The sequence below is a fragment of the Brevundimonas diminuta genome (genome assembly GCF_039673845.1).
GTDB classification, from domain to species: domain Bacteria; phylum Pseudomonadota; class Alphaproteobacteria; order Caulobacterales; family Caulobacteraceae; genus Brevundimonas; species Brevundimonas diminuta_E.
Window position 1 is genome coordinate 251,557 of record NZ_JBDJMK010000004.1, and the last position, 24,081, is coordinate 275,637.

Below are 24,081 nucleotides of genomic sequence, written 5' to 3' on the forward strand. Positions count from 1 at the left end.
CAAGATGACTGAACAAGCGAAACCCGCCGGCTCGGCGACCCTGTCCTATCAGGACAAGACTGTTGAGCTCCCCGTCCTCTCCGGCTCGACCGGCCCGGACGTCATCGACATCCGCAAGCTGTATGGCGGCACCGGCGCCTTCACCTTCGACCCGGGCTTCACCTCCACCGCCGCCTGCGAATCGAGCCTGACCTATATCGACGGCGATGCGGGCGTGCTGCTGCACCGCGGCTATCCCATCGACCAGCTGGCCTCGAAGTCCAACTTCCTGGAAGTGTGCCACCTGCTGCTGCACGGCGAACTGCCGAACGCCGCCGAATATGAAGAGTTCGATCAGAACGTCACGCGGCACACCATGCTGCACGCCCAGTTCGATCGCTTCTTCGAAGGCTTCCGCCGCGACGCCCACCCGATGGCGATCATGGTCGGTACCGTCGGCGCCCTGTCGGCCTTCTATCACGACAGCCTGGACATCCATGATCCGGTGCAGCGCAACATCTCGGCCATCCGTCTGATCGCCAAGATGCCGACGATCGCGGCCCGCGCCTATAAATACCACATCGGTCAGCCGTTCGTTTCGCCGCGCAACGACCTGTCCTACGCCGAGAACTTCCTGCGGATGTGCTTCGCCGTTCCGGCCGAGGACTATCACGTCGATCCGGCCCTGGTGCGCGCCATGGACCGCATCTTCATCCTGCACGCCGACCACGAGCAGAACGCCTCGACCTCGACCGTCCGTCTGGCCGGTTCGTCGGGCGCCAACCCCTTCGCCTGTATCGCCGCGGGCATCGCCTGCCTGTGGGGCCCGTCGCACGGCGGCGCCAACGAAGAGGCGCTGAACATGCTGAAGGAAATCGGCACGCCGGACCGCATCCCCGAGTTCATTCAGGGCGTGAAGGACCGCAAGTACAAGCTGATGGGCTTCGGCCACCGCGTGTACAAAAACTACGACCCGCGCGCCAAGGTCATGCAGCAGTCGGCCTATGAAGTGCTGGCCGCCACGGGCCGCGAGAACGACCCGCTGTTCCAGGTCGCCAAGGAACTGGAAGCCGTTGCGCTGAAGGACGAATACTTCACCTCGCGCAAGCTGTTCCCGAACGTCGACTTCTATTCGGGCATCACCCTGTCAGCCATGGGCTTCCCGACCACCATGTTCACCGTGCTGTTCGCCCTGGCGCGCACCGTGGGCTGGATCGCCCAGTGGCAGGAAATGATGGCCGATCCGTCGCAGAAGATCGGCCGCCCGCGTCAGCTGTACACCGGCCCGACCGAGCGCGACTACGTGCCGCTGGCCCAGCGCGGCTAAGCCGTCGCACAGCGCAGAATGCAGAAACGCCGGGGCGAAAGCTCCGGCGTTTTTCTTTGCCCCTTGCGGAAGATCAACGCGCCGGGCCCCACCACGGATAAGCTATGTTCGGGCCCATCATTGACAAGGAAGACGACATGCAAGGCTATCTGGACGACATCGAACGCGCGACGCTCGACAACGAGGACTATCGCCGGGTGCTCTACACCGGCCGCCACCTGCAACTGGTGCTGATGACGCTGCAGCCCGGCGAGGAGATCGGCGAAGAGGTCCATGAGGGCCACGACCAGTTCTTCCGCATCGAACAGGGGCAAGGCCAGATCGTGATCGACGGCCAGTCGCGTCCGGCGCAGGCCGAATCCGGCATCATCGTGCCCGCAGGCGCCCGCCACAACCTGATCAACACGGGCGCAGAGCCGATGAAGCTCTACACCCTGTACGGCCCGCCCGAGCATCGCCACGGCGTGCTGCATCCGACCAAGGCCGACGAGACCGAAGAGCATTTCGACGGCGTCACCTCGGAATAGGCGGCGGCGCATAAAAAGAGGGGGCCCGCAAACGCCGGCCCCCTCGAGTCCCCCTCATCGGAGCGTCTTCAGCGCTCCTGATTTCGTCGCCCTGCTCAGGGCTGGACGTAGACGTTGCCCGTCTTCATCACGAACTCGACGTTTTCCAGCAGGGTCACATCCGACAGCGGATTGCCCGAAACGGCGATGATGTCGGCCGAATAGCCGGGCGCCAGACGGCCGATTTCTTCCTGCATGCGGAAGTGACGAGCAGCGTTGACCGTAGCCGTCTGGATGGCTTCCAGCGGCGACAGACCGGCCTGAACCAGCAGGGCGAACTCCTTGGCGTTCTCGCCGTGCGGCGACACGCCCGAGTCCGTGCCGAACGAGATCTGCACGCCGGCGCGGTGCGCGCGACGGGCCATGTCCAGCATCTGCGGGCCGGCTTCCAGCGACTTCTTGCGCTGGTTCGGCGTGAAGAAGGTTTCCGGACGCGCGGCTTCGCGGGCGACGAAATCGCCGGCCAGCAGGGTCGGCGTCAGCCAGCCCTTGTTGGCCTTAAACATGCGGATCGATTCATCATCAAGGAAGGTGCCGTGCTCGATCGAGTCGCCGCCTGCGCGCAGGAAGCTGTTGATGCCGTCCGTGCCGTGGGCGTGGGCGGTGACCGTGCGGCCCATGAAGTGGGTCGTCTCGACGATGGCGCGCAGTTCTTCGTCCGAGAACTGCTGGTTCAGACCGGCGCCCGTATCCGACAGCACGCCGCCGGTGGCCGTGATCTTGATGATGTCGGCGCCCGAACGCACGCGCTCGCGCACGGCGCGGCGGCAGTCGTCAGCGCCCGAGCAGACGCCGTTCTGACGCAGGGCCGGCACCAGGGCGGCGCTGACGCCGTTGGCGTCGCCGTGACCGCCGTGCGGCGTCACCGTACCGGCCGAAACCAGCATGCGCGGACCCGGAATGCGGCCGGCGGCGATGCCGTTGCGCAGGGCCACGACCGCGTCGCTGGTGCCGCCCAGGTCGGCGACCGTGGTGAAGCCCGCCTTCAGCGTCACCAGCGCATAGGCGGCGCCGGTGATGGCCGAGTCAGCCGCCGTATTGGTGAAGCGCGCGACGCGGTTGCCTTCGCCCTGCTGGTTGGTCAGGTGGACGTGGCCGTCGATCAGACCCGGCAGGACGAAGCGGTCCTTCATGTCGATGACGCCCTGGTCGCCGACATAACCGTTGACGATTTCGCGCACGCGGCCGTTCTCGACGACGATCGTCTGGCGCTCGGTGACGCGGCCCGTGGCCGGGTCCGCCAGCAGCTTGCCCGCGTGGATGTAGGACACCGTCGGCGCCTGCGTCTGGGCCGCAGCCTGACCGACTGCAACCGGCGACGCCGCCATCAGGACAGCAGCGATGCCCGCCGCCCATGTCTTTCTGGGTTCAAATGCCAATTTTTTCCTCCATGCGACGCTTCATCGTCGACTTGATAGGCGGGAGGGCCCCCCGCTTGAACGCAACATGCGCCGTGGGGCTGTATCAGCCCCACGGCTTAGATCAAAAAGCCTTGGTCACAGCGACCGAGAAATAACGTCCCAGGGTGTCATAATTCTGGGGATCGTAGGTTCCGCGGATATCGCCCACCTGCGGCGGCTCCTTGTTGAACAGGTTGGTCACCGTGAACCGGACCGTCGTCTCGTAAGGCAGGTTCACCCGCGCATTCAGGTCGAAGACGTCATAGGCGTCGACGCCCCGCGCGGTGCTGCTCGGCGATGTCACGCGCGCGCTGTTGATCATGGCCGAGGTGTGCCGCCAGCGCAGGCCCAGATTCCAGTTGTCACGCGAATAGGTGACGCCGGTGTTGGCCTTCCATTCCGGGTGCGCCTGACCGGCGTTGGCCTCGATCGCCGTGCCCCAGCTGCCCGCATAATCGAAGGTGGGCGCACCTGGCAGGGCCTGAATCTCGAAGCTGTTCAGATAGCTGATCGCCGAGCTGAAGCTCAGCTGACCATTATCCGGCACGCCGATGTCGGCCAGATGCAGACGCCAGTCCAGCTGCAGGTCGATCCCAGTGACGTTGAACTGCCCCAGGTTCAGCAGCGGCTGCCTCGGGTTGATCATATAGCCGTCGTTGGTCCCGCGATCCTGCAGGGTGCAGTAGTAGTTGTTCGGATCGTAGGTCGGGTTGTTGCCGCCGTCGTTGAAGCAGTAACGAATGCCGTTGCCGACGCCCAGAACGCCGACCGCGTCCGACACCTTGATCTGATACCAGTCGATCGAGGCGCTGATGTTGCTCAGCCAGGGCGACTGGAAGCTGGGCTGCAGCACCGTGCCGAAGGCATAGGTGTCCGCCGTTTCTTCCTTCAGATCCGGGTTGCCGCCGGTCAGGGCGAAGACCTGGGCCGCGCCGAACTCATAACCATTGATCAGGCTGGCCGGTACGCCCAGCGCCACGCACAGATCCTTGACCTTGTCGCCGTTCGGCCCGGTCCGGAACGAGCTGCGGTGATCGCAAGGGTCGCCATTGGTGTTGGCGGAGGACGGCGTACCCACATCAACCGTGGCCGAAGAGATCGGCGAGAAGAGCTCCCCTACGCTGGGCGCGCGCACGGCGCGGTTATAACCGCCGCGCAGACGCACGATGTCATTCACCTGCCAGTTCAGGTCCACCTTATAGGCATGGACGCCGCCGACCGAGCTGTAGTCGGAATAGCGGTAGCCCAGGTCCATCTCCAGTTCCTTGATGAACGGCTTGTCGCGCAGCAGCGGCACCAGGAATTCGGCGAAGATTTCGGTCGTATCGACCTTGCCCGACGACGCCCGCAGTTCGCTGTAGCCCAGAATGTCGCTGGTCCCGTCCGGCTGATCCAGCGCAGAGTCAGGACGGAAGTCGAAATGGTTGTATCGATAGCCCACACCCGCCGCGAAGCGCACCTCGCCCGCAGGAAGCTGGAACAGCCCCCCCTGCATCGAGGCCTCAGCCATACGCTGCGTCAGCTCATTGGTGTTGGTCGTGCCACGGACCATGTAGTTGACGCACTCGGTCGACGGGCTGTGGTTGCCGAACGGGTTGAAGCCGCCCGCACACAGTTCGGATCCGCCCGTCGGGCTGTAGAGCAGCTTGGTGATCGCCGAGCGGCTGACACCGCCGGTCTGAACGTTCTCGAAGCTGGCCTTGGAGACGCTGGCGTAGGCTTCCCACGTCCAGTCCTTATAGCCCACCTGGCCCGACAGGCCGCTGATGAACTGGTGAACGTCATAGGCATAGGACTGCAGACGCTCGCCCGCGAAATCCAGATCTTTCCACAGTGCGAAATCGGCCGTCGGATTGGGTCGCGACGCCAGAAGATGAGCAAGGTCCGCGCCGATATAGGGGTTGGTCACCGGCGCCGACAGCGCATAGGCCAGACCGGCCAGAGTCGGATTGAAGGTGCCTTCTGACTCATAGCTGGTCAGCGAGCCCTGCAGGAAGAAGTCGATCTCCGGCGTCAGCTGATAGTCGACGCGCGAGAACAGCGAATAGCGTTCGTTCTCGTTCTGGATCCGGCCCCGGTTCCAGCCCCACAGCATGTTGGTCCCGGCCGCGTTCAGGAAGTGACCGTCCGTTTCCGGGTCCTTCAGGTTCATCACCTTGGACGCGCCGCCAAGGTTGAACAGGCTCTGGTCGCCAGTGTTGAAGCCGATCTGGCCGTTATAATAGGGATCGTTCGGCAGAACCGAGCCGATCACCGGCGTCAGTCCATATTTGCCGACGAAGATGTCGTTCACCGCGTCGATGGTCGGGCGGTTGCTGCCGAACCAGGCCGCGCCCTGAGCGATGATGGCCGTGTTCGACTGGCGGTTACGCACATAGTAGTAGTCGCGCTTCGACTGGAAAGCCGGTTCGCGCATCGAATAGTCGAGCGAGATCACCGCACGGCCGCGCCCTTCGGCGAACTGATCGCCCGCCGTGACCGAGGCGCGGAAGCTCTCACCGTCGCCATAGTCGCTGATGCCGTATTGCGACGAAACGCTGACGCCGCTGAAGTTGCGCTTCAGGATGAAGTTGACCACGCCCGCCGTGGCGTCCGAACCATAGGCGGTCGAGGCGCCGCCGGTGATGACCTCGACGTTGCCGATCAGGGCTTCAGGAATGATGTTCAGGTCGACCGAACCGTCGGGGTTCGACGGCTGGAGCCGCTTGCCGTCCAGCAGCAGCAGGGTCCGCTTCGAGCCCAGCCCGCGCAGGCTGGCGTAGGCCTGGCCGCCGTTCAGCGAGGTCGACGACGACCCCGCCGTGCTCTGCCCCATGGCGCCCGAGAACTGGGGCATCTGGGTCAGGGCCTTCTCGACCGTGACCTGGCCGGTGTTCTCGATCGCCTCTGACGACACCGAGACCAGCGGACTGTTCGACACATAGTCGCGGCGCGCAATGCGCGAGCCGGTGACGACGATCTCGCCGACTTCGCTGACCGCCGGCTCATCCTCCTGAGCCAGGGCGTGACCGGCCCCTCCCAGCAAGGCCAGCGTGGCGCACCCACATGCCAACCACGCACGATTCATGGCGGGGCGAACGCCCCCTCCCCCGTTTTGACGCATGAAGAATCCCCTCAAATCCCGTTACGCGTAAATCTGATGCGCGACGTCGTGAACCGCGCCGCTTGCCGGGAATGTTCCCGCGATGCCCGCCATAAACAAGACAAAATACCGCCGGATCACAAAAATAATATAAATGATATACATTTCATGCGGTTGCATTCTCCAAAAGGAGATCGCTACGGGCGATATATCGCCTTAAATCGCCCCTTAGTTGTTATTTCGCGCAATTTTTATCCCTCAGTGAAATGTCTGCTCGCGACTCTTGTTGACACATTTCAGGAACGCATCGTTCGACGGACACCGTTCCATTTACTTCCCTCATTTATGAAAGCTTCCTCAGTTCGCGCGAAAATGCTCAAGCAGCACAATCTTTGCGCGATAACCGCCAGAAAATAAGAAAAAGAGACAAAAAAAGTCTCAAATGAGGCCATGAGGGGCTTTCATGTGTCTTCAATTTGGCGAAGCTATGGGCGTCCGTAGGGAGAGCGGGCGCAACTACATAAAAATCATGAGGGGAACGATGGTCCGTAAAACCTTGGCGATTCGTCTGTGCGCGGCGCTTTTGGCCAGCACAGCGCTCACAGCTGCCGCAACCGGCGCCACGGCTTACAGCCAGGCGGGCGCAAGCCCGACCGCCGCCCGCATCACATCACCCGCAAGCTTCTTCCCGCAGAACCCGGGAACGGACTACTTCCTCGCCAACTACGATCAGTACGAAACCTACCTTCAGCGTATCGCCGCCGAATCCGATCGCATGAAGCTGGAAAGCTTCGGAACCTCGGCCGAGGGCCGCACCCAGTGGATGGCCATTGTGTCGTCCCCGGCCAACCTGGCCAATCTGGCCCGCTATCAGGATATCGCCCAGCGTCTGGCGCGGGCCGAGGGCCTGACGCAGGAACAGGCCGCCGAACTGGCGCGCCAGGGCAAGGCCATCGTCTGGATCGACGCCGGGCTGCACGCAACCGAGACCGTCACCACTCAGGGCCAGATCCAGATCCTGCACAATCTGCTGACGCAGAACGACCCGGAGACTCTGCGCACACTGGATGACGTCATCATCCTGTTCGGCCACGCCAACCCGGACGGGCTGCAACTTGTCGCCGACTGGTACATGCGCAACCCCGACCCGCAGAAGCGCGAGTTCGACTCCATTCCGCGCCTGTATCAGAAGTATGTGGGCCACGATAACAACCGCGACTCCTACATGTCGCTGATGCCCGAAACGCGGAACATCAACCGCGTCCACTATCGCGAGTGGTTCCCGCAGATCGTCTTCAACCAGCACCAGACCGGCCCGCGCGGCATGGTGGTGTTCATTCCGCCGTTCCGCGACCCGTTCAACTACAACTTCGATCCGCTGGTGATGACCACGACCACCGAGGTCGGCACCATCATGCACAGCCGCCTGATCGCCGAGGGCAAGGCCGGCTCAGGCAAGGACAGCGTCGCCCCCTATTCGACCTGGCACAACGGCATGTACCGGTCGGCGCCCTACTTCCACAACATGGTCGGCATCCTGACCGAGATCATCGGCGGTCCGACGCCCGAGGCCATTCCGCTGATCCCGGAAACCCAGCTGGCGCGCAACGATGAGCCGATGCCCATCGGCCCGCGCATGTGGCATCTGCAGGACAGCATTGATTACCAGTGGTCGATGAACCGTGCGGTGATCGACTATGCCGCGCGCAACCGCGAACGCCTGCTGATGGGCATCTATCAGATGGGCGCCAACAGCATTCAGCGCGGCTCGCAGGACAGCTGGACCATCACGCCCCAGAAGGTCGACGACCTGAAGGCCGCCGCCACGACCACCGACCGGGGCGCCGTCGATTCCGGCCTGTTCGACAGCGTGGTGAAGACCGCCGAGAACCGCGACCCGCGCGGCTTCATCATCAACCCGGCCGAGCAGCGCGACCTGCCGACCACCGTCGCCTTCCTGAACGCCCTGATCCGCAACGGCGTGGACGTGGAGGTCGCCAGCGCCCCCTTCACCGTCAAGGGCAAGTCCTATCCGGCCGGTTCCTATGTGGTGAAGACCGCACAGGCCTTCCGTCCGCACATCCTGGACATGTTCGAGCCCCAGGATCACCCCCACAACACCGAATATCCGGGCGGCCCGCCCAAGCTGCCCTATGACGTGGCGGGCTATACCCTCGCCTATCAGATGGGCGTCACCTTCGACCGCGTGCTGGACGGTTTCGACGGCCCGTTCCAGCGCACGGGCGAGGAACTGGCCGCGCCGTCCGGTTCGGTGATCGGCAACGGCCGCGCGGGCTTCCTGATCCCGCATGAGGTCAACAACAGCTTCATCCTGACCAACCGCCTGCTGAAGGCGGGCGCACAGGTGGAGTGGCTGAAGGACGGCGCGCGCGTCGGCCGCACGGAACTGGCGCCCGGCGCCATCTGGGTCCAGGCCTCGCCGGAAGCCTCGGCCGCCGTGCGTCAGGCTGTCGGCGAACTGGGCTTCAACGCCTATGCGGTGGATCGCAAGCCTGCCGGTCAGGCGATCGCCCTGAAGCCGGTGCGCGTGGGTCTGGTCGACCGCTATGGCGGCGTCATGAGCTCGGGCTGGACCCGCTGGCTGCTGGAGCAGTACGAATTCCCATTCGAGGTCGTCTATCCGCAGGCGCTGGATCAGGAAGACCTCAACGCCAAATACGACGTGCTGGTCTTCACCGACGGCACGACACCGGCGCTGACGCACCCGGCCTATCGTCCGCAACGCAACCAGCCCCTGCCCAAGGCCGAGGACATTCCCGCCGACTTCCGCGGCTGGCTGGGCGAGGTCAGCCAGAACGTGACGGTGCCGCGCCTCAGCGCCTTCGTGCGTAACGGCGGATCGGTCGTCACCATCGGCGGCGCCAACCGTCTGGCCCATCTGATGGGCGCGCCCATTGAACCGGCCCTGACCGGTCAGGACGGCGCCACGACACGGCCGCTGACCACGTCCGAGTTCTTCTTGCCCGGCTCGATCCTGCGCGCCTCGGTCGACAACCGTCAGCCGCTGGCCTTCGGCATGCCATCGCAGGCGGACATCTTCTTCTCCAACGGCCAGACCTATCGCTTCCAGGCCGGAGACGCCGCCTCGATCGCCTGGTTCGACACCGCCACGCCTCTGCGCAGCGGCTGGGCCCACAATCAGGAGCGGCTGAAGGATACGGCCGCCGTGGTCGAGGTCGAAATGGGCAAGGGCAAGGTGTTCGTCTACGGCGCCGAAGTGACCCAGCGCGCGCAACCGGCCGGAACCTTCCGCCTGTTCTTCAACGGACTGCTGTACGGCCCGGCGTCGGCAGCAAAATAAGTCCTGAAGACAATAACATGAGCCGGAGCCTGCAAAGCTCCGGCTCTCAACACCCGACCATCAGGCAAAAACACAGCTCAAAAAACTTTACCTGATGCCGGCTTGAAAGCAGCCACCAAACGAGAGGGGAAAACAATGAACACTCAAAGACATACGCGATCCAAATCAAACGCATCACGGATATTGCTGACCAGCGCCTGCGCCTATGCGGCCCTGATGGCCGGCGCAGCCCACGCCCAGGAAGACCAGGCCGGCTCGGCCACCCAGGTCAGCGACATCATCGTCACCGGCTCGCGCGTCGCGCGCCCTGACTATGTGGCCAACAGCCCGATCGTGTCGGTCTCGACCGAGGCCATCGAAGACACCGGCCAGGTGTCGGTCGAGCGCGCCCTGACGCAGTTGCCGCAGTTCACCGGCGCCTTCGGCCAGGCCAGCACGGGCAGCAGCTCCACGACCCTGAACGCCGGTCAGGCCAACGCCAGCCTCAGAGGCCTGGGCCCCAAGCGCACCCTGATCCTGCTGGACGGGCGCCGGATGCAGCCGTCGTCTCCCGATGGCTCGATCGACCTGAACACCCTGCCTGACGCCCTGATCGGCAACGTCGAAGTCATCACCGGGGGCGCCTCGACCGCCTATGGTTCAGACGCCACGGCGGGCGTGGTCAACTTCCGCCTGCGCAACATCGAAGGCCTGACCCTCAGCACCCAGTACGGCGTCAGCGAATACGGCGACGGCGAACAGTTCCGTGCAACCGCGACCGCCGGTTCGCGCTTCGCCGATGGGCGCGGCCGCGCCATGATCTCGGTCGACTACTCCCAGCGCGAGCCTGCGCTTCAGAGCGACCGCTCGTTCAACATCATGCGCACGCCCCAGAACGGCACGGCGACGCTCGATTCCGGCGCCATGCTCTTCCCCGGCAATGCGCCCAGCGCGGCCGTGGTCAACAATCTGTTCCGCAATGTCTATGGGACCAACCCCATCACCGGAACCGCCACCTATACGGGCCAGCTTGGCTTCAACATGGACGGCACCCTGTTCAGCCATGTGACCGTCGGCGACTATTACGTCGAGAACTATCGCGACCCGGAGACGGACACCCAGTACATCGCCGGCAGCCGCAAACAGCTCAACTTCGGCTGGCCGAACAGCCAGGTGGTGAACACCAACGAACGTGTCACGGTCTTCTCCAAGCTGGATTACGACGTCACCGACAACACCTCGGTCTTCGCCCAGGCGACCTTCACCAGCTATGATGCGCTGACCTTCTTCAACCCGACCCTGGCGTCGGGCGCGGCCTATGCGCTGAGCGCGCCGGTCACCAACCCCTTCCTGACGCCCGACGCCCGGCTGATCCTGGCCTCGCGTCCCAACCCCAACGGCGACTTCACCTTCCAGAAGGCGTTCACCGCCGCCGGCGACCGCCTGCAGACCAATACCTATGACGTCTATCAGGTCGTCATGGGCGCCAACGGCGTTTTGCCCTATCGCGACTGGACCTGGGACGCCTTCGCCAGCGTGGGTCAGACCAAGACCAACAACATCCAGCACGGCGCGCTCAGCAAGTCCGCCGTCATGAACCTGCTGTACGATCCGTTCGGCGGCGCGGGCGGTTCGCGCATGGAGTATGACCCCGTGACGGGCGCCTCTGTGGGCATGGTCAACTACCCTGTGCTCTGCGAGGGCGGCGCCAACTTCTTCGGCAACCATGCGCTTTCGCAAAGCTGTATGGACTATATGAGCCGCCGCACGTCGAACACCAATGAGATGAAGCAGCGGGTCGCCGAAATAAACCTGCAGGGCGGCCTGTTCACGCTTCCGGCGGGTGAAGTCCGCGTAGCGACCGGCCTCGGCTATCGCTACAACTCCTTCCAGTACAACTCTGACGAGCTCTACAACATCCCGGGCGTCGGCAGCGACATCCTGGGCTACAGCGTGCTGCGTCCGTCCGGCGGCAACACCAGCGTCAGCGAGATCTACTTCGAGGCGCTGGTTCCCATCCTGAAGGACATGCCGATGGCGCAGGAGGTCAATATGAACCTCGGCTATCGCTATTCCGACTACAGCAGCGTCGGCGGCGTCAGCGCCTATAAGGTCGACATCGACTGGAGCGTCATCGACTCCCTGCGCCTGCGCGGCGGCTACAACCGCTCGGTGCGCGCGCCCAGCGTCGGCGAACTCTACGCGCCGGAATCGTCGGGCAGCACCGGCATCGGCAGCCCCAGCGCCTCGACCCCGTTCGGCGGCGACCCCTGCGATGTCCGCTCCGGCTATCGCGGCGGCTTCGGTCAGAGCGGCGCCAACGCCGCCAAGGTCGAGGCCCTGTGCGCGGCCATGGGCGTGCCCGCAGGCGTGCTTCCGTCCTATCAGTTCGGCTCTACCCAGGTGTTCGCCCTGACCGGCGGCAACCCCAACCTGCAGGAAGAAACCACCGACACCTACTCGATCGGCGCCGTCATCCAGTCGCCGTTCTCCTCGCCGCTGCTGGAGCGGATCTCGACCTCGATCGACTGGTATTCGATCGAAGTCACGGGCGCGGTCGGCAACCTGCCGATCATCCAGACCATCGAGAACTGCTTCAATCTCAATGGCGCGAACCCCACCTATGACGTGAACAACTACTACTGCCAGGTCATGGGCAAGCGTAACCCGACCACGGGCTTCCTGTATGAGCCGGGCCAGCCCGCGCTGAACCTGGGCGCCTTCAAGGTCAGCGGCATCGACCTGCAGGTCGACTGGACGTTCGATCTGGCCGACATCGGCCTGCCCGCCTCGGCCGGCAACCTGTCTCTGGGCACCGTGGTCAGCTACGTCGACAAGTTCGAGATCCAGAACCTGCCGGGCGGTCCGTCGTACAACTACGCCGGCAGCCGCGGCACCGCTGTTGAAGAGGGCGCGGGCGTCGCCCACCCCGACTGGAAGGCCAACACGACCATTTCCTACTCCAGGGACTGGATGAACCTCAGCCTGCGCTGGCGCCACACCGCCGCGATGATCAGCGCCGAGCAGATCCGCAACGCGGCCAGCACGACCCGGGGCGTCAAGGCTTATGACGTCTTCGACCTGAACGGCCGCTTCACCCTGCCGCACGACATCAGTCTGCGTGTCGGCGTCGCCAACCTGTTCAACAAGGAGCCGCCGCAGGTCGGCAACTTCGCCGGCAGCTTCGACGGCCAGAACTACGATACGCTCGGCCGTTACTACTCGGTCTCCGTAACCAAGAGCTTCTGATCGGCCTGAGTATCGGAGAAGGACAGTGGTCCGCCCTGCCCTTCTCCATCTCCGGCATCGTCCTCAACAAGAAGGTCTGACCCACGCCTTCCACAGAGCGCCGGTCCGTCCGGCGCTCATTTTCTTTTCCGAGGTAGCATTATGAAACGTCTTCTTATGGCCGCCGCGGCCTCCGCCGCGCTTTTCGGCGCCGCCGGCGCTGCGGCTGCGGGCGAGCTTCCGCGCGCCCAGACCACTGAGATCATCTCCGCCGTGGACCGCAACGCCGAACAACTGGGCGGCACGGCGCTGAAGATCTGGTCCTTCGCCGAAATGGGCTATCTGGAAACCCAGAGCTCGGCCGCCCTGAAGGACGACCTGCGCGGCGCAGGCTTCACCATCACCGAAGGCGTGGCCGGAATGCCGACCGCCTTCGTCGCCAGCTTCAAGAACGGGACCGGCCCGGTCATCGGCGTTCTGGCCGAATATGACGCCCTGCCCGGCCTGTCGCAGGCCGCTGTCTCGCATCAGGAAAGCCTCGGCGCCGCCGCCGGACACGGCTGCGGCCACAACCTGTTCGGCGCCGCCTCGGCCCACGCCGCCATCGCGGTGAAGGCATGGATGCAGGCCCACAACATCAAGGGCGAAATCCGCGTCTACGGCACTCCGGCCGAAGAAGGCGGCTCGGCCAAGGCCTTCATGACCCGCGACGGCCTCTTCAACGACGTGGATGTCGCCCTGCACTGGCACCCCGGCAGCAGCAACAGCGCCTCTCAGGGCACGACCAAGGCCAATATCTCGGGCAAGTTCCGCTTCTACGGCACCGCCGCTCACGCCTCGGGCGCGCCACACCTGGGCCGCTCTGCGCTGGACGCCGTGGAGTCGATGAACAACATGGTCAACATGATGCGCGAGCACATCCCCGACGGGACGCGCATCCACTACGCCATCACCGACGGCGGCAAGGCCCCGAACGTGGTCCCGGCCTATGCGGAGTCCTATTACTATGTGCGTGACGGCGATCCCGACGTCGTCCGCTCGGTGATGGAGCGCGTCCAGAAGGCCGCAGAGGGCGCCGCCATGGGCACCGGCACCCGCGTCGAGTTCCAGCAGATCGGCGGCGTATTCAGCATGATGCCGAACGAAGCCCTGATGCACGTCATGGACCGCAACCTGCACCGCGTCGGCGGCATCAGCTGGACCCCTGAAGAAATTACCTTCGCCGAGGGAATTCAGAAGACGCTGACCAGCCAGGTCGCCCTGTCCAGCGTCGGTGAAATCCAGCCTGCCGCCATTCACATGGACGGCGCCGGCGGCTCGACCGACGTGTCCGACGTCAGCTGGGTCGTGCCGACCGTCGGCCTGTCGACGGCGACCTTCGTTCCCGGTTCGGCCGGTCACAGCTGGCAGAACACCGCCGCCGCCGGATCGTCCATCGGCGTCAAGGGCGCGGTGACGGCCGCCAAGACGCTAGCCCTGACCGCCGCCGAACTGTTCATCAGCCCGGACACCATCCGCGCCGCCAAGGCCGAACTGAACCAGCGCCGCGGGCCGGACTTCGTCTATCGCCCGCTGATCGGCGATGCGCCGCCGCCGCTGGACTATCGTCTGTCCGCCAAGTGATACGACATAAGTAATACGAAACGGGGCCCGGCTTGAAAAAGCCGGGCCCCTCTTTCATCGGCGCTGATGAAACGATCAGAACTTCGCTGACACGCTCAGCGTCACGGTGCGCGGCGCGCCATAGAAGGCCACCACGGAATCGCCGGTGATGGCGCCGGGGAAGTTGTAGCCGCCCGCGCGATACCGCTCATCGCCCAGGTTACGGCCCGCCAGGCTGACGCGATAGCGCATATCCGGCGAGGTCCACATCAGGGTGGCGTCATACAGCCAGTACGACCCCTGATCGAGCAGCGGGATCGGCGTCTCGAACATCTGCGTCGCGCCACGGTATGAGGCGATCGGCGTCAGAACCAGCGAACCCTTGTCGCCCAGATCGAAGCTGTAGGGCAGCGCCAGGCTGGCGGTCCAGTCCGGCGTATTCTGGAAATGGCGCTGATCGGCCATGTTCTCGCGCTTGCCGGTCAGCGGGTTCAGGGTGACGAAGTCGTTGAACTTGGCGTCCAGATAACCCAGCGTCAGACGCGGGATGAAGCTGTCGGTGATCCGCGCGCTGGCCTCCAGTTCCCAGCCCCAGATTTCGCTGGAACCCGCGTTGTCGACATAGCTGACGACCGACGCCGGGGGGATGTAGAACTGCGACGTGATCTGCTGATCGGTATAGTCCGACTTGAACAGGGCCGTGGCGAAGTTGACGCGGCGATCCAGCAGCGATCCCTTCAGCCCGATCTCATAGGTGTCGACCAGTTCCGGCTGATAGCCGTCGACCGTCTCGGGATAGAGGCTGGCGTCGCCGCGCATGTCGAAGCCGCCCGACTTGAAACCCCGGCCATATGAGGCATAGGCCGTCAGTTCCGGGGTCAGCTTGTAGCTGGCGCTGATCCGTGGCGTGAACTCCGAATAGGTGTCAGAGTTGGTGTAGTCGGTTGACGGCGGCCCTGCCGGAATGGCGGCCTTATTGCCAAAGAACGGGCTCTTGATGCCCAGATAGTTCTGGCGCAGTTGATCGACGCTCTTCTTGTCGCGTGTCCAGCGACCGCCCACCGACAGCGACAGCTGATCGGTCACGTCATAGCTGAAATCGGCAAAGACGGCGAAGCTCTTGGTGTCCACCTTGCCGCCGGTATAGGTCGTCAGCCCCGCAGGCAGCCCCGGCCCCATGCTGGGATAAAGTCCGATGACGGTGTCGAACGCGCCCTCGGCCGAGGCGTCCATATAGAAGACGCCCGCCACGCCCTGCCAGCGGTCGCCCTGGAACAGCAACTGGAATTCCTGCGTGAACTGGCTGTCGGCATAATAGCCCGGGATGTCGAGGATCGGCTGCGGCAGGCCGTCGAAATCGATGCCGTCGCCCTTGGTGTCGCCATCGCGCCAGGCCGTGACGGACTTCAGAGTCACAGCGTCATTGACGTTCCACTCGCCGGCCAGGGACAGTCCGCGCGTGCGCACATAGCCGTCGTCGCCGATACCCGCGCGGGTGTCATAGACCTTGTCCGTCGTCGGCGCGATCAGGCGGTGCGCGTGACGAGCGTTGGACTCGTCCTCGGTGATGTCCCCGGCCAGACGGAAGAAAAGATCATCGCGCGGCGTCCACTCGACGCTCAGGCGGCCCGCCGTGACGTCCTTGTTGTAGTGTTCAGCGCCGGTGTTCAGGTTCTTGCCATAGCCGTCGCGGGTATAGCGGGCGACCGCGCCGCCGATGCGCAGCGTCTCGGTCAGCGGCGCCGAACCCGAGGCGATCAGATCGACCTGATTATAGCTGCCATAGGCGCCCTTCAGCGTCAGTTCGGGATCCGGCCCGATGCGCTTGGTCACATATTTGATCGCGCCGCCGATGGTGTTGCGGCCATACAGCGTGCCCTGAGGTCCGCGCAGGACTTCCAGCCGCTCGATGTCGAAGATATCCAGCACCGCGCCCTGCGGACGGGCCACATAGACGTCGTCGACATAGAGGCCAACGCCCGGCTCAAAGCCCCACAACGGATCCTGCTGGCCGACGCCGCGGATGAAGGTGGTCAGGGTCGAGTTGGTGCCGCGCGCCACCTGAACGGTCGCGTTCGGCGTCTGCGCCTGCAGGGTGGTGATGTCGGCGGCGCCGGTCTGTTCCAGACGCTCGCTGGTGACGGCGGTGACGGCGACCGGCACGTCCTTCAGGCTTTCCTCACGACGGCGCGCAGTGACGACGATGTCGTCCACGTTCGAGGCCTGCTCGCTCCCCGTCGCCTGCTGGGCGAAAGACGGCGCCGCGCACAGCGAGGCCGTAATGAAGACGCTGCTCATCAGCGCCAGACGCAATTGTCCTGTCGATCGCATTCCCGTTTCCTCCTCCACGCGCGGTCGTTTCAGTCGCCGCTGATCTGTGTTGGTGCGACGGTGATCCGCGAATGGCCCCGCTGTCAACATCATTCATTCTTGCATGAATGACTTTTCACGAAGCGGCTCGACAGACGGGCGGGCATTCCTCATTCTTGAGTGAACGAGTGTGGCGCAGATCACACGAAAACGGGACGAAACATGGATCAGCACCATCAGGGCGCGACGCATCCCGTCGCCCACACGCCGTCCGGCGACCTGCGCGGCCAGCGCGAGGGACCGGCCAATGTCTTTCGCGGCGTGCCCTATGCCGTCGCGCCCACGGGCGAGTTGCGCTGGCGGGCGCCGCGTCCGTTTCCGGCATGGCAGGGCGTTCGCGACGCCCTCGCTTTCGGGCCTTCGGCGCCGCAGGCGGGACCGGCGGACGTCGCCGACATCGTCTCCATCGGCGGCGCGCCCGAACCAACAGATGAAGACTGCCTGACGCTGAACATCTGGGCGCCCGCCGAGGCGACCGCCCCGGCGCCGGTCATGGTCTGGCTGCACGGCGGGTCGAACCGTATGGGGGCGGGCTCCCTGCCCTTCTACGGCGGCGCCGCCTTCGCCCGCGACGGCGTCATGCTGGTCAGCGTCAACTATCGGCTGGGCCAGCTGGGCTTCTTCGCCCACCCGTCGCTGACGGCCGAGGCGCCTGCGGACGAGCCTTTGGGCAATCAGGCCCTGCTGGATCAGATCGCCGCGCTGGAATGGGTGCGCGACCATGCCGCCAGCTTCGGCGGCGCCCCGGCCAACGTCACCCTGTTCGGAGAGTCAGCAGGCGGCCTCGACATACTGGCGCTGATGACCGTCCGTCGTGCGCGCGGTCTGTTCCACAAGGCTGTGGTCCAGTCCGGCGGCGGCTGGCTGCCCGCCACCCCGCTGAAGGCCGCCGAGGCCAAGGGCGCGGCCACGGCGACCGCCCTGGGCCTGACCGAGGCAGACCCCACCGCCCTGCGCGCCGTCGCGCCTGAGAGGCTGACCGCTGTCGAGGGCGCCTTCGGTCCCGTCATTGATGGTCGCCTGCTGGACCGCGACCCGATCAGCGCCTTTGCGCGCGGCGACTTCGCCGATGTGCCGCTGATGATCGGGGTCAACAGCGGCGAGGATTCCCTGCTCAACTACGCCGGCGGACTGGAACGGTTCGGCAAGCTGATCAAACCGAACGCGGCGCTGGCCCGCCTCTATCCGCAGGCCGATGGAGACAGGGAGCAGTTGATCCGCCTTGGCTTCCGCGACTTCGCCTTCGCCGCCCCGGCGCGCTGGGTCGCCTCGCGCCCGAAACGATCAAAGAGCTGGCTCTACGCCTTTGACTATGTGGAAGAAGCCCGGCGCGACGCCATGCCCCGCGCCGCCCACGCCGCCGAGATCTTCCACATCTTCGAGACGCTGGATCACCGCCCCGACGGCGCCCCGCCCGCGACCGAGGCCGACCGCGCCATCGGCGCCGCCATGCACGCCCGCTGGGTCGCCTTCGCCAGGACCGGCGCCCCGGGCGCCGACTGGCCCGCCTATACGCCCGCCGATGATGCGTGGATGGTGTTCGACCGCACGCCCGGCGGCGTGGTCAGACGCGGCTGGTGGAAAACGGCGCTGGATCATCACGGACGCAAGGGCAGGCTGCTGATCCTGCTGATGCGTCTGCGGGATCGCCTGCGGCGGATGTTCGGGTAAGCTGACCCCATGTCCACGACCGAGTCCCGGCCACGTCCGAAGACGACGCCCAAACCCAAGGCCGCCCCCAAGCCCAAGGCCCCTCCTAAACCCAAGGCCCAGAGGCGCGAAGAAACCACCACCCGCATTCTGGATGTGGCCGAAGAGCTGTTCTCGCGCGACGGCCTGCACGGCGTCACCCTGAAGGCGGTGGCCAAGGCGGCGGGCGTGGATACGGCCCTGCTGCACTACTATTTCAACGACAAGAACCAGCTGTTCTCGACCGTCTTCGGCCGCCGCGCCGAGGTGGTGAATCAACTGCGGCTCGACAGTCTGGACCGTTATGAGGCCGCGCACGGCGACGCCATGACGGTGCGCGGCGCCATCGACGCCTTCCTGCGCCCGCTGTTCGTGCTGTTCGAGGACGGCGACCCGGCCTGGCTGAACTACGGCGCGTTAGTGGCTCAGGTGAACAACACCCCCGCCTGGGGCGGCGACACCATGCACCGCCATTTCGACCCGGTGATCGACCGCTTCATCGGCCTGTTGAAACGGATAGCGCCCGAGACGCCGCATCGCCAGATCTACTGGTTCTATCACCTGCTGTCGGGGTCGCTGACGCTGTCGCTGGCCCAGACGGGGCGGATCGACGTCCTGTCAGGCGGCCTGTGCCGCTCGTCCGAGATGACCGCCATCTGCGACGCGATGGAGGCCGTCTTCACCGGCGGCTTCCAGATCCTGTGCCAGTCCGGGGCCGAGCCGGGCTGAAACCGCGCCCCCTACGCCTCAGCCCCGCCTGGTCGCCCGACTGCCCCGCGTATCGGGCAGAAGGGCCGTGAACAGGCCCAGCAAGGGCAGGATCGCGCAGAACTTGTAAACCCAGACGATGCCGCGCACGTCGGCGATCATGCCCAGCCCCGCCGCGCCGATGCCGCCGATACCGAACATCAGCCCGAACATCAGCCCCGACACCAGACCGACGCGCCCCGGCACCAACTCCTGCGCATAGACGACCAGCGCCGCAAAGGCCGACGACATGATGAAGCCCACCGCGATCGAAAAGACCGTCGTCCAGCCCAGATCCACGTAAGGCAGCATCAGGGCGAACGGCGCCGCCCCCATGAACGACAGCCAGATCACCGCCTTGCGCCCGATCCGGTCGCCGATCGGCCCGCCTGCAAAGGTGCCCGCCGCCACGGCCGCCAGGAAGGCGAACAGGTGCAGTTGCGACTCACGCACCGACAGGTCGAACCGCTCGATCAGGTAGAAGGTGAAGTAGTTGGTGAAGCCGCCGATATAGATGAATTTGGCGAACATCAGCACCGCAATGACCGCCAGGGCCACGATGATCCGCCCCCGGCTCAGGACCTGCGCCCCGGCCGTCGCCTTGGCCACGACCTTGATCTCTGGATTACGCAGCCGCCAGCGCGTGACGCCAAACAGCACCCAGATCGCGATCACCGCCGCCACGGCCAGCCAGCCGACCGCCGTCTGCCCCATCGGCAGGATGATCATCGACGCGACCAGCGGCCCGATCGCTGATCCCGTATTGCCGCCGACCTGAAAGGTCGACTGCGCCGTGCCGAAACGCCCGCCCGACGCCAGACGCGCCACCCGCGAAGCCTCAGGATGGAAGGTGGCCGAACCGATACCGATCACCGCCGACGCCGTCAGCAGCATCGGGTAGCTGCCCGCCGTGGCCAGCAGGCCGATCCCGATCAGGGTCGCGAACATGCCGCACGGCAGCAGCCAAGGCTTGGGATGCTTGTCCGTATAAAGCCCGATCCACGGCTGAAGCAGCGACGCCGTGAACTGATAGACCAGCGCCACCATGCCGATCTGGGTGAAGTTCAGCGCGAACTTCATCTTCAGCATCGGATAGATGGCGGGCAGCACCGCCTGGATCAGATCATTCAAAAGGTGCGCGAACGCCACAGCCCCGACCACGCCGATCAGGAATCGCGGCGCCGTCGATGCGGCCGTCGGAGGCGGGGCGTCAGTCAGGTCTGCAGGGATGGTCACGCACGAACTCTCGTCTTGGGGAGGCGATGGCCGCCTGTCGCGGCGCGTCATTATGTAGCAGGCCCGGAGGTGACCCACTTCGACACAAGAGACAATCGCTTATGAATCTGGGACAATCGCTTCATGCAGCCCGCCTTCAGCGATCCCGATCAAAATCCCCGCCCGATGGTGGCGCTGGGGCGTCAGTATCCGCCCTCCTTCGAACTGGCCGAGCACAGCCACCGCCGGTCCCAGTTCCTGTACGCCGCGCGCGGCGTCATGGTGGTCAGCACCCCGCACGGCGCCTGGGTCGCCCCGCCAGAGCGCGGCGTCTGGATTCCCGGCGGCACGCCCCATGCGGTCAAGATGGTCGGCGTCGTCCACACCCGCAGCGTCCTGATCGAGCCCCGTCAGTGCCGCTCCGCATCCCGCGCCTGCGAAGTCGTCGCCGTCTCACCCCTGTTGCGCCAGTTGCTGCTGGAAGCCTTCGACGTGCCCGCTGAATACGACCCTGCCAGCCGCGACGGCCTGCTGGTCCGGCTGTTGATGGCCGAAATCGACCGGGCGGCGCCGGAAGGGTTCGCCGTGCCTTTTCCGGCTCATCCGGCCCTGTCGCGGCTGTGTCAGGCCTTTCTGCTGGCGCCCGACGCGGTGGCGCCGATCGATGCCTTCGCCGATCAGCTGGCGATGAACCGCCGCACCTTCACCCGCCTGTTCCGGCGCGAAACGGGCCTCAGCTTCGGCGAATGGCGCCAGCGCGCCTGCCTGTCGGTCGCCCTGCCCCGACTGGCGGCCGGAGAAGCCGTGACAACGGTCGCCCTTGATCTGGGCTATGAAGGCGCGGGCAATTTCTCGACCATGTTCAAACGCCGGATGGGACTGGCGCCCAGCGCCTATCTGAGCAGCGCAGCCCTGCACCCGCATAAGGCGCGCCCTTCACTAGAATAACATCATAATCAGGCAGTCGCCCCAAATAGCATTCCCCTTTAGGGTTGTTGCTTCGCTACACCACCAAAAAAAATAATAATGACTAACGCACCTAAATAATTTGAATATTATACTTTGAGGCAACAGGATCACATCACTGTAAACAAGTTATTCACCATACTGAAAATATCAGCATCTATACTTGATCCTTGCGAAGAGCATTGTTATGGGCCGCCCTCCTATCAAAGGCAGAGAGAGGCTCCCCCTCTATGAAAATCAGCATTCTGGCCGCCAGCGCCCTGATCGCCGCCGCGGCAAGCCCGGCTCTGGCGCAAGAATCCGTCTGGACGGGTGAAGGCTCGTTCGGCGCCGGCTTCACCAGCGGCAACACTGACACCAGCGATATGGGCCTGGGCCTGAAGCTTGGCCGCAAGACCGGCGACTGGAAGATCTCATTGGAAGCCCTGGCCGACTACGGCAAGACCGATGGCGTCGAAACCAAGAACCGCATCTTCGTCGCTGGCCAGGCGGATCGCGACTTCGGTCCGCGCACCTACGGCTTCGGCCGCGTCTCGCATGAACGGGACGAGTTCTCGGGCTTCGAAAGCCGCACCTTCCTGGGCGCGGGCGCCGGCTATCGCGTCATCGTCGGCGAGCGCACCAACTGGGCGGTCGAAGGCGGCCCGGGCGTGAAGTTCGACGAAGTGCGTGAAACCACCCTGCCCGGCCCGATCGTGGTTCCCGGTGAAACGGAAACCAGCTTCTCCTTCATCGCCGGTTCCAAATTCAGCCACGCGTTCAACGACAGCGTCAAGCTGACGAACGACACCGCTGTAATGTACGCCAAGACCTCGACCCAGCTGACCAACTCGCTGGCCGTCACGGCGGCCCTGAGCGGCGCCCTGTCGGCGCGCTTCTCGGTTGACGTGCGTCACGACACCGATCCGCCCTTCGGCTTCGACAAGACTGACACGGCCACCCGCGTGTCGCTGGTCTACGGCTTCGGCAAATAAGACTGAAGACGGAGCGAGGTCGTCCTCGCTCCGTCATTCTTTTACTCAAGTAACCGCCGTCACTCCGGCCGAATGGCCAGGGTCGACAGGAAGGTCGGCAGATAACGGTCGATCAGGAAACGTGGCCGCGGCGCAAAATCTTCCTGAAAGCCCGCGATGACGAAGCCCGCCCGTATCTGACCGGCGATCAGATCCTTCAGACTGTGGCCGAAGACAAGGGCTTCATCGCGCCCGATCTTAGCCTTCAACGTCTCTTCATCCATGTCCGCCGCATCGGCATAGGGGATGGAAAAGACCGGCCGGATCAGACCCTTTTCAAACAGCTCCGGATCGCGGTCGCCGACAAAGATGACCGGATTATAGAAGCCCGCCAGCAACCGCCCGCCCGGACGCAGCACGCGAAAACACTCGCGCCACACAGGGTTCACGTCGTCGACATAGGGGTTGGCGATCGGCTGGAACACGATATCGAACGACGCATCGGCGAAGACGGACAGGTCGCGCATGTCTCCCTGCACGGTCTGCAGCGACAGGCCTTCCCTGTCCGCGACCATGCGGTCCTGATCCAGCTGGCTGTGCGAGACGTCGAACACCGTCACCTGCGCGCCCGCCGCCGCCAGCACCGGCGCCTGCTGCCCTCCGCCCGAAGCCAGGCACAGGATGCGCCGCCCCCGCACATCGCCCAGCCAGTCTTCGGCCAGCGCGCCATGCGTCAACTGCACGGACCACTGTCCGGCTCTGGCCGCCGCAATGACCTCTGGTGAAACCGGGCGCGACCAGTCGCAGTCCTGCTTCGCCTGATGATCCCAGGCGGCTTGATTATGCGTATTCACATCGATGGAGCGTGAAGAAGTATCAGTCATGAAAACCTCGCATCATGGCCACCCGCTCTACGGCGGCGTGCATCAGGCACGTGACATGAAGCTGTCGATCGGATGGCGAAAACAACTGGCCCGACGTCAATGCGACGAGCATTCATATGCGACGTCTGACACCGTCAGACGCACCGCATGGATGGTTTTCACGCCTTGATCACGACACCGATCTCCTTGATCCGTGCGATTATTCTAACGGTCGACCATGGCGCCAGCAATGGCTGACGCGCAGCAAGGCGGACTTCATCGCCATGATTGGGGGAATGGTAGGCGGCGACGGGTTCGAACCGCCGACCCTCTCGGTGTAAACGAGATGCTCTGACCAGCTGAGCTAGCCGCCCACATCATCCGACTCAGCGTCGGGAACAGGCTTCATGCCCTGTGACGGTCAGCCGTTCAAGGCGCTTTTCAAGCCTTCGCCGGGGCGAAAGCGCGCGGTGCGCGAAGCCGGGCGGGCGATCTGTTCGCCGGTCTGGGGGTTGCGGGCGACGCCTGCCTTACGGTCCACGGCGATGAAGCTGCCGAAGCCGACCAGACGCACGTCGCGCCCCTGAACCAGCGACCCCGTCACCTGATCGGTGAAGGCTTCCAGCGCCAGTTTCGCCTGCTCGCGAGTGATACCCGCCGCCTCGGCCATGCGGCCGATCAGTTCGGTTCTGGTCATGTCTGCGGCTCCCCTCGCGAACGAAGCGCGCACTTAAGCCAGTGTCGGCGCACAGGTCAAAAAGAAGGCGGTCCGGGTCGCCCCGAACCGCCTCGC

General features: G+C 64.7%; 15 protein-coding genes and 1 tRNA gene. 9 read left to right on the forward strand and 7 right to left on the reverse strand.

Annotated features, from left to right (window positions below):
• Positions 1-4 precede the first annotated feature (4 nt).
• Entirely contained in the window at positions 5-1,306 is a 1,302-nt protein-coding gene (gltA, locus tag ABE454_RS06170; protein WP_346530071.1) for a citrate synthase, read from the forward strand.
• 137 nt (positions 1,307-1,443) lie between these two features.
• Complete coding sequence (locus ABE454_RS06175; RefSeq protein WP_346530074.1) at positions 1,444-1,833, forward strand: cupin domain-containing protein; 390 nt, start codon at positions 1,444-1,446, stop codon at positions 1,831-1,833.
• Between the two features lie 95 nt (positions 1,834-1,928).
• On the opposite strand, the gene ABE454_RS06180 is transcribed toward ABE454_RS06175, so the two are convergent.
• Complete coding sequence (locus tag ABE454_RS06180) at positions 1,929-3,200, reverse strand: metal-dependent hydrolase family protein (protein ID WP_346530148.1); 1,272 nt, start codon at positions 3,198-3,200, stop codon at positions 1,929-1,931.
• Positions 3,201-3,354: 154 nt separating this feature from the next.
• Positions 3,355-6,339: a TonB-dependent receptor domain-containing protein gene (locus ABE454_RS06185; protein ID WP_346530077.1), complete on the reverse strand. Its 2,985-nt coding sequence runs from the start codon at positions 6,337-6,339 to the stop codon at positions 3,355-3,357.
• Between the two features lie 556 nt (positions 6,340-6,895).
• On the opposite strand from ABE454_RS06185, the gene ABE454_RS06190 reads away from it, so the two are divergent.
• From ABE454_RS06190 to ABE454_RS06200, 3 genes are all read left to right on the forward strand, one after another.
• On the forward strand, positions 6,896-9,676 hold the full coding sequence (locus ABE454_RS06190) for a M14 family metallopeptidase (RefSeq protein WP_346530080.1): 2,781 nt from the start codon (positions 6,896-6,898) through the stop codon (positions 9,674-9,676).
• Positions 9,677-9,811: 135 nt separating this feature from the next.
• The gene (locus ABE454_RS06195) at positions 9,812-12,904 is read left to right on the forward strand and encodes a TonB-dependent receptor domain-containing protein (RefSeq protein WP_346530082.1); all 3,093 of its coding nucleotides are present in this window, start codon (positions 9,812-9,814) and stop codon (positions 12,902-12,904) included.
• Between the two features lie 141 nt (positions 12,905-13,045).
• Positions 13,046-14,506 (forward strand): amidohydrolase, encoded by a 1,461-nt coding sequence (locus ABE454_RS06200; RefSeq protein ID WP_346530084.1) that lies wholly within the window; start codon positions 13,046-13,048, stop codon positions 14,504-14,506.
• Positions 14,507-14,581: 75 nt separating this feature from the next.
• On the opposite strand, the gene ABE454_RS06205 is transcribed toward ABE454_RS06200, so the two are convergent.
• Positions 14,582-16,816 (reverse strand): TonB-dependent receptor, encoded by a 2,235-nt coding sequence (locus tag ABE454_RS06205; RefSeq protein ID WP_346530087.1) that lies wholly within the window; start codon positions 16,814-16,816, stop codon positions 14,582-14,584.
• Between the two features lie 201 nt (positions 16,817-17,017).
• Between ABE454_RS06205 and ABE454_RS06210 the strand changes: the two genes are divergently transcribed.
• Both ABE454_RS06210 and ABE454_RS06215 read left to right on the forward strand, forming a co-directional pair.
• A complete protein-coding gene (locus ABE454_RS06210; RefSeq protein ID WP_346530090.1) occupies positions 17,018-18,526 on the forward strand; it encodes a carboxylesterase/lipase family protein in 1,509 nt (502 codons plus the stop codon).
• 9 nt (positions 18,527-18,535) lie between these two features.
• Positions 18,536-19,273: a TetR/AcrR family transcriptional regulator gene (locus ABE454_RS06215; RefSeq protein WP_346530092.1), complete on the forward strand. Its 738-nt coding sequence runs from the start codon at positions 18,536-18,538 to the stop codon at positions 19,271-19,273.
• Between the two features lie 18 nt (positions 19,274-19,291).
• Here the strand turns inward: ABE454_RS06215 and ABE454_RS06220 are convergent, their stop codons facing one another.
• Positions 19,292-20,527 (reverse strand): MFS transporter, encoded by a 1,236-nt coding sequence (locus ABE454_RS06220; protein ID WP_346530095.1) that lies wholly within the window; start codon positions 20,525-20,527, stop codon positions 19,292-19,294.
• A 123-nt stretch (positions 20,528-20,650) separates the two neighbouring features.
• Between ABE454_RS06220 and ABE454_RS06225 the strand changes: the two genes are divergently transcribed.
• Together ABE454_RS06225 and ABE454_RS06230 are read left to right on the forward strand one after the other, a co-directional pair.
• Complete coding sequence (locus ABE454_RS06225) at positions 20,651-21,454, forward strand: AraC family transcriptional regulator (protein ID WP_346530098.1); 804 nt, start codon at positions 20,651-20,653, stop codon at positions 21,452-21,454.
• A 248-nt stretch (positions 21,455-21,702) separates the two neighbouring features.
• Positions 21,703-22,446, forward strand: coding sequence for a DUF481 domain-containing protein (locus tag ABE454_RS06230; protein ID WP_346530101.1), 744 nt, complete (start codon positions 21,703-21,705; stop codon positions 22,444-22,446).
• A 59-nt stretch (positions 22,447-22,505) separates the two neighbouring features.
• Here the strand turns inward: ABE454_RS06230 and ABE454_RS06235 are convergent, their stop codons facing one another.
• The 3 genes from ABE454_RS06235 to ABE454_RS06245 form a co-directional block, all read right to left on the reverse strand.
• The gene (locus ABE454_RS06235) at positions 22,506-23,309 is read right to left on the reverse strand and encodes a class I SAM-dependent methyltransferase (protein ID WP_346530104.1); all 804 of its coding nucleotides are present in this window, start codon (positions 23,307-23,309) and stop codon (positions 22,506-22,508) included.
• 276 nt (positions 23,310-23,585) lie between these two features.
• Positions 23,586-23,662, reverse strand: a tRNA-Val gene (locus ABE454_RS06240).
• Between the two features lie 47 nt (positions 23,663-23,709).
• Positions 23,710-23,985 (reverse strand): HU family DNA-binding protein, encoded by a 276-nt coding sequence (locus ABE454_RS06245; protein WP_346530106.1) that lies wholly within the window; start codon positions 23,983-23,985, stop codon positions 23,710-23,712.
• Between the last annotated feature and the right edge of the window lie 96 nt (positions 23,986-24,081).

Bases quoted from the DNA above. Each gene is read 5' to 3' on its own strand.
- gltA (WP_346530071.1), top strand. From the start codon at position 5: ATGACTGAACAAGCGAAACCCGCCGGCTCGGCGACCCTGTCCTATCAG.
- ABE454_RS06175 (WP_346530074.1), top strand. From the start codon at position 1,444: ATGCAAGGCTATCTGGACGACATCGAACGCGCGACGCTCGACAACGAG.
- ABE454_RS06180 (WP_346530148.1), bottom strand. From the start codon at position 3,200: ATGGCGGCGTCGCCGGTTGCAGTCGGTCAGGCTGCGGCCCAGACGCAG.
- ABE454_RS06185 (WP_346530077.1), bottom strand. From the start codon at position 6,339: ATGAATCGTGCGTGGTTGGCATGTGGGTGCGCCACGCTGGCCTTGCTG.
- ABE454_RS06190 (WP_346530080.1), top strand. From the start codon at position 6,896: ATGGTCCGTAAAACCTTGGCGATTCGTCTGTGCGCGGCGCTTTTGGCC.
- ABE454_RS06195 (WP_346530082.1), top strand. From the start codon at position 9,812: ATGAACACTCAAAGACATACGCGATCCAAATCAAACGCATCACGGATA.
- ABE454_RS06200 (WP_346530084.1), top strand. From the start codon at position 13,046: ATGAAACGTCTTCTTATGGCCGCCGCGGCCTCCGCCGCGCTTTTCGGC.
- ABE454_RS06205 (WP_346530087.1), bottom strand. From the start codon at position 16,816: ATGCGATCGACAGGACAATTGCGTCTGGCGCTGATGAGCAGCGTCTTC.
- ABE454_RS06210 (WP_346530090.1), top strand. From the start codon at position 17,018: ATGGATCAGCACCATCAGGGCGCGACGCATCCCGTCGCCCACACGCCG.
- ABE454_RS06215 (WP_346530092.1), top strand. From the start codon at position 18,536: ATGTCCACGACCGAGTCCCGGCCACGTCCGAAGACGACGCCCAAACCC.
- ABE454_RS06225 (WP_346530098.1), top strand. From the start codon at position 20,651: ATGCAGCCCGCCTTCAGCGATCCCGATCAAAATCCCCGCCCGATGGTG.
- ABE454_RS06230 (WP_346530101.1), top strand. From the start codon at position 21,703: ATGAAAATCAGCATTCTGGCCGCCAGCGCCCTGATCGCCGCCGCGGCA.
- ABE454_RS06235 (WP_346530104.1), bottom strand. From the start codon at position 23,309: ATGACTGATACTTCTTCACGCTCCATCGATGTGAATACGCATAATCAA.
- ABE454_RS06245 (WP_346530106.1), bottom strand. From the start codon at position 23,985: ATGACCAGAACCGAACTGATCGGCCGCATGGCCGAGGCGGCGGGTATC.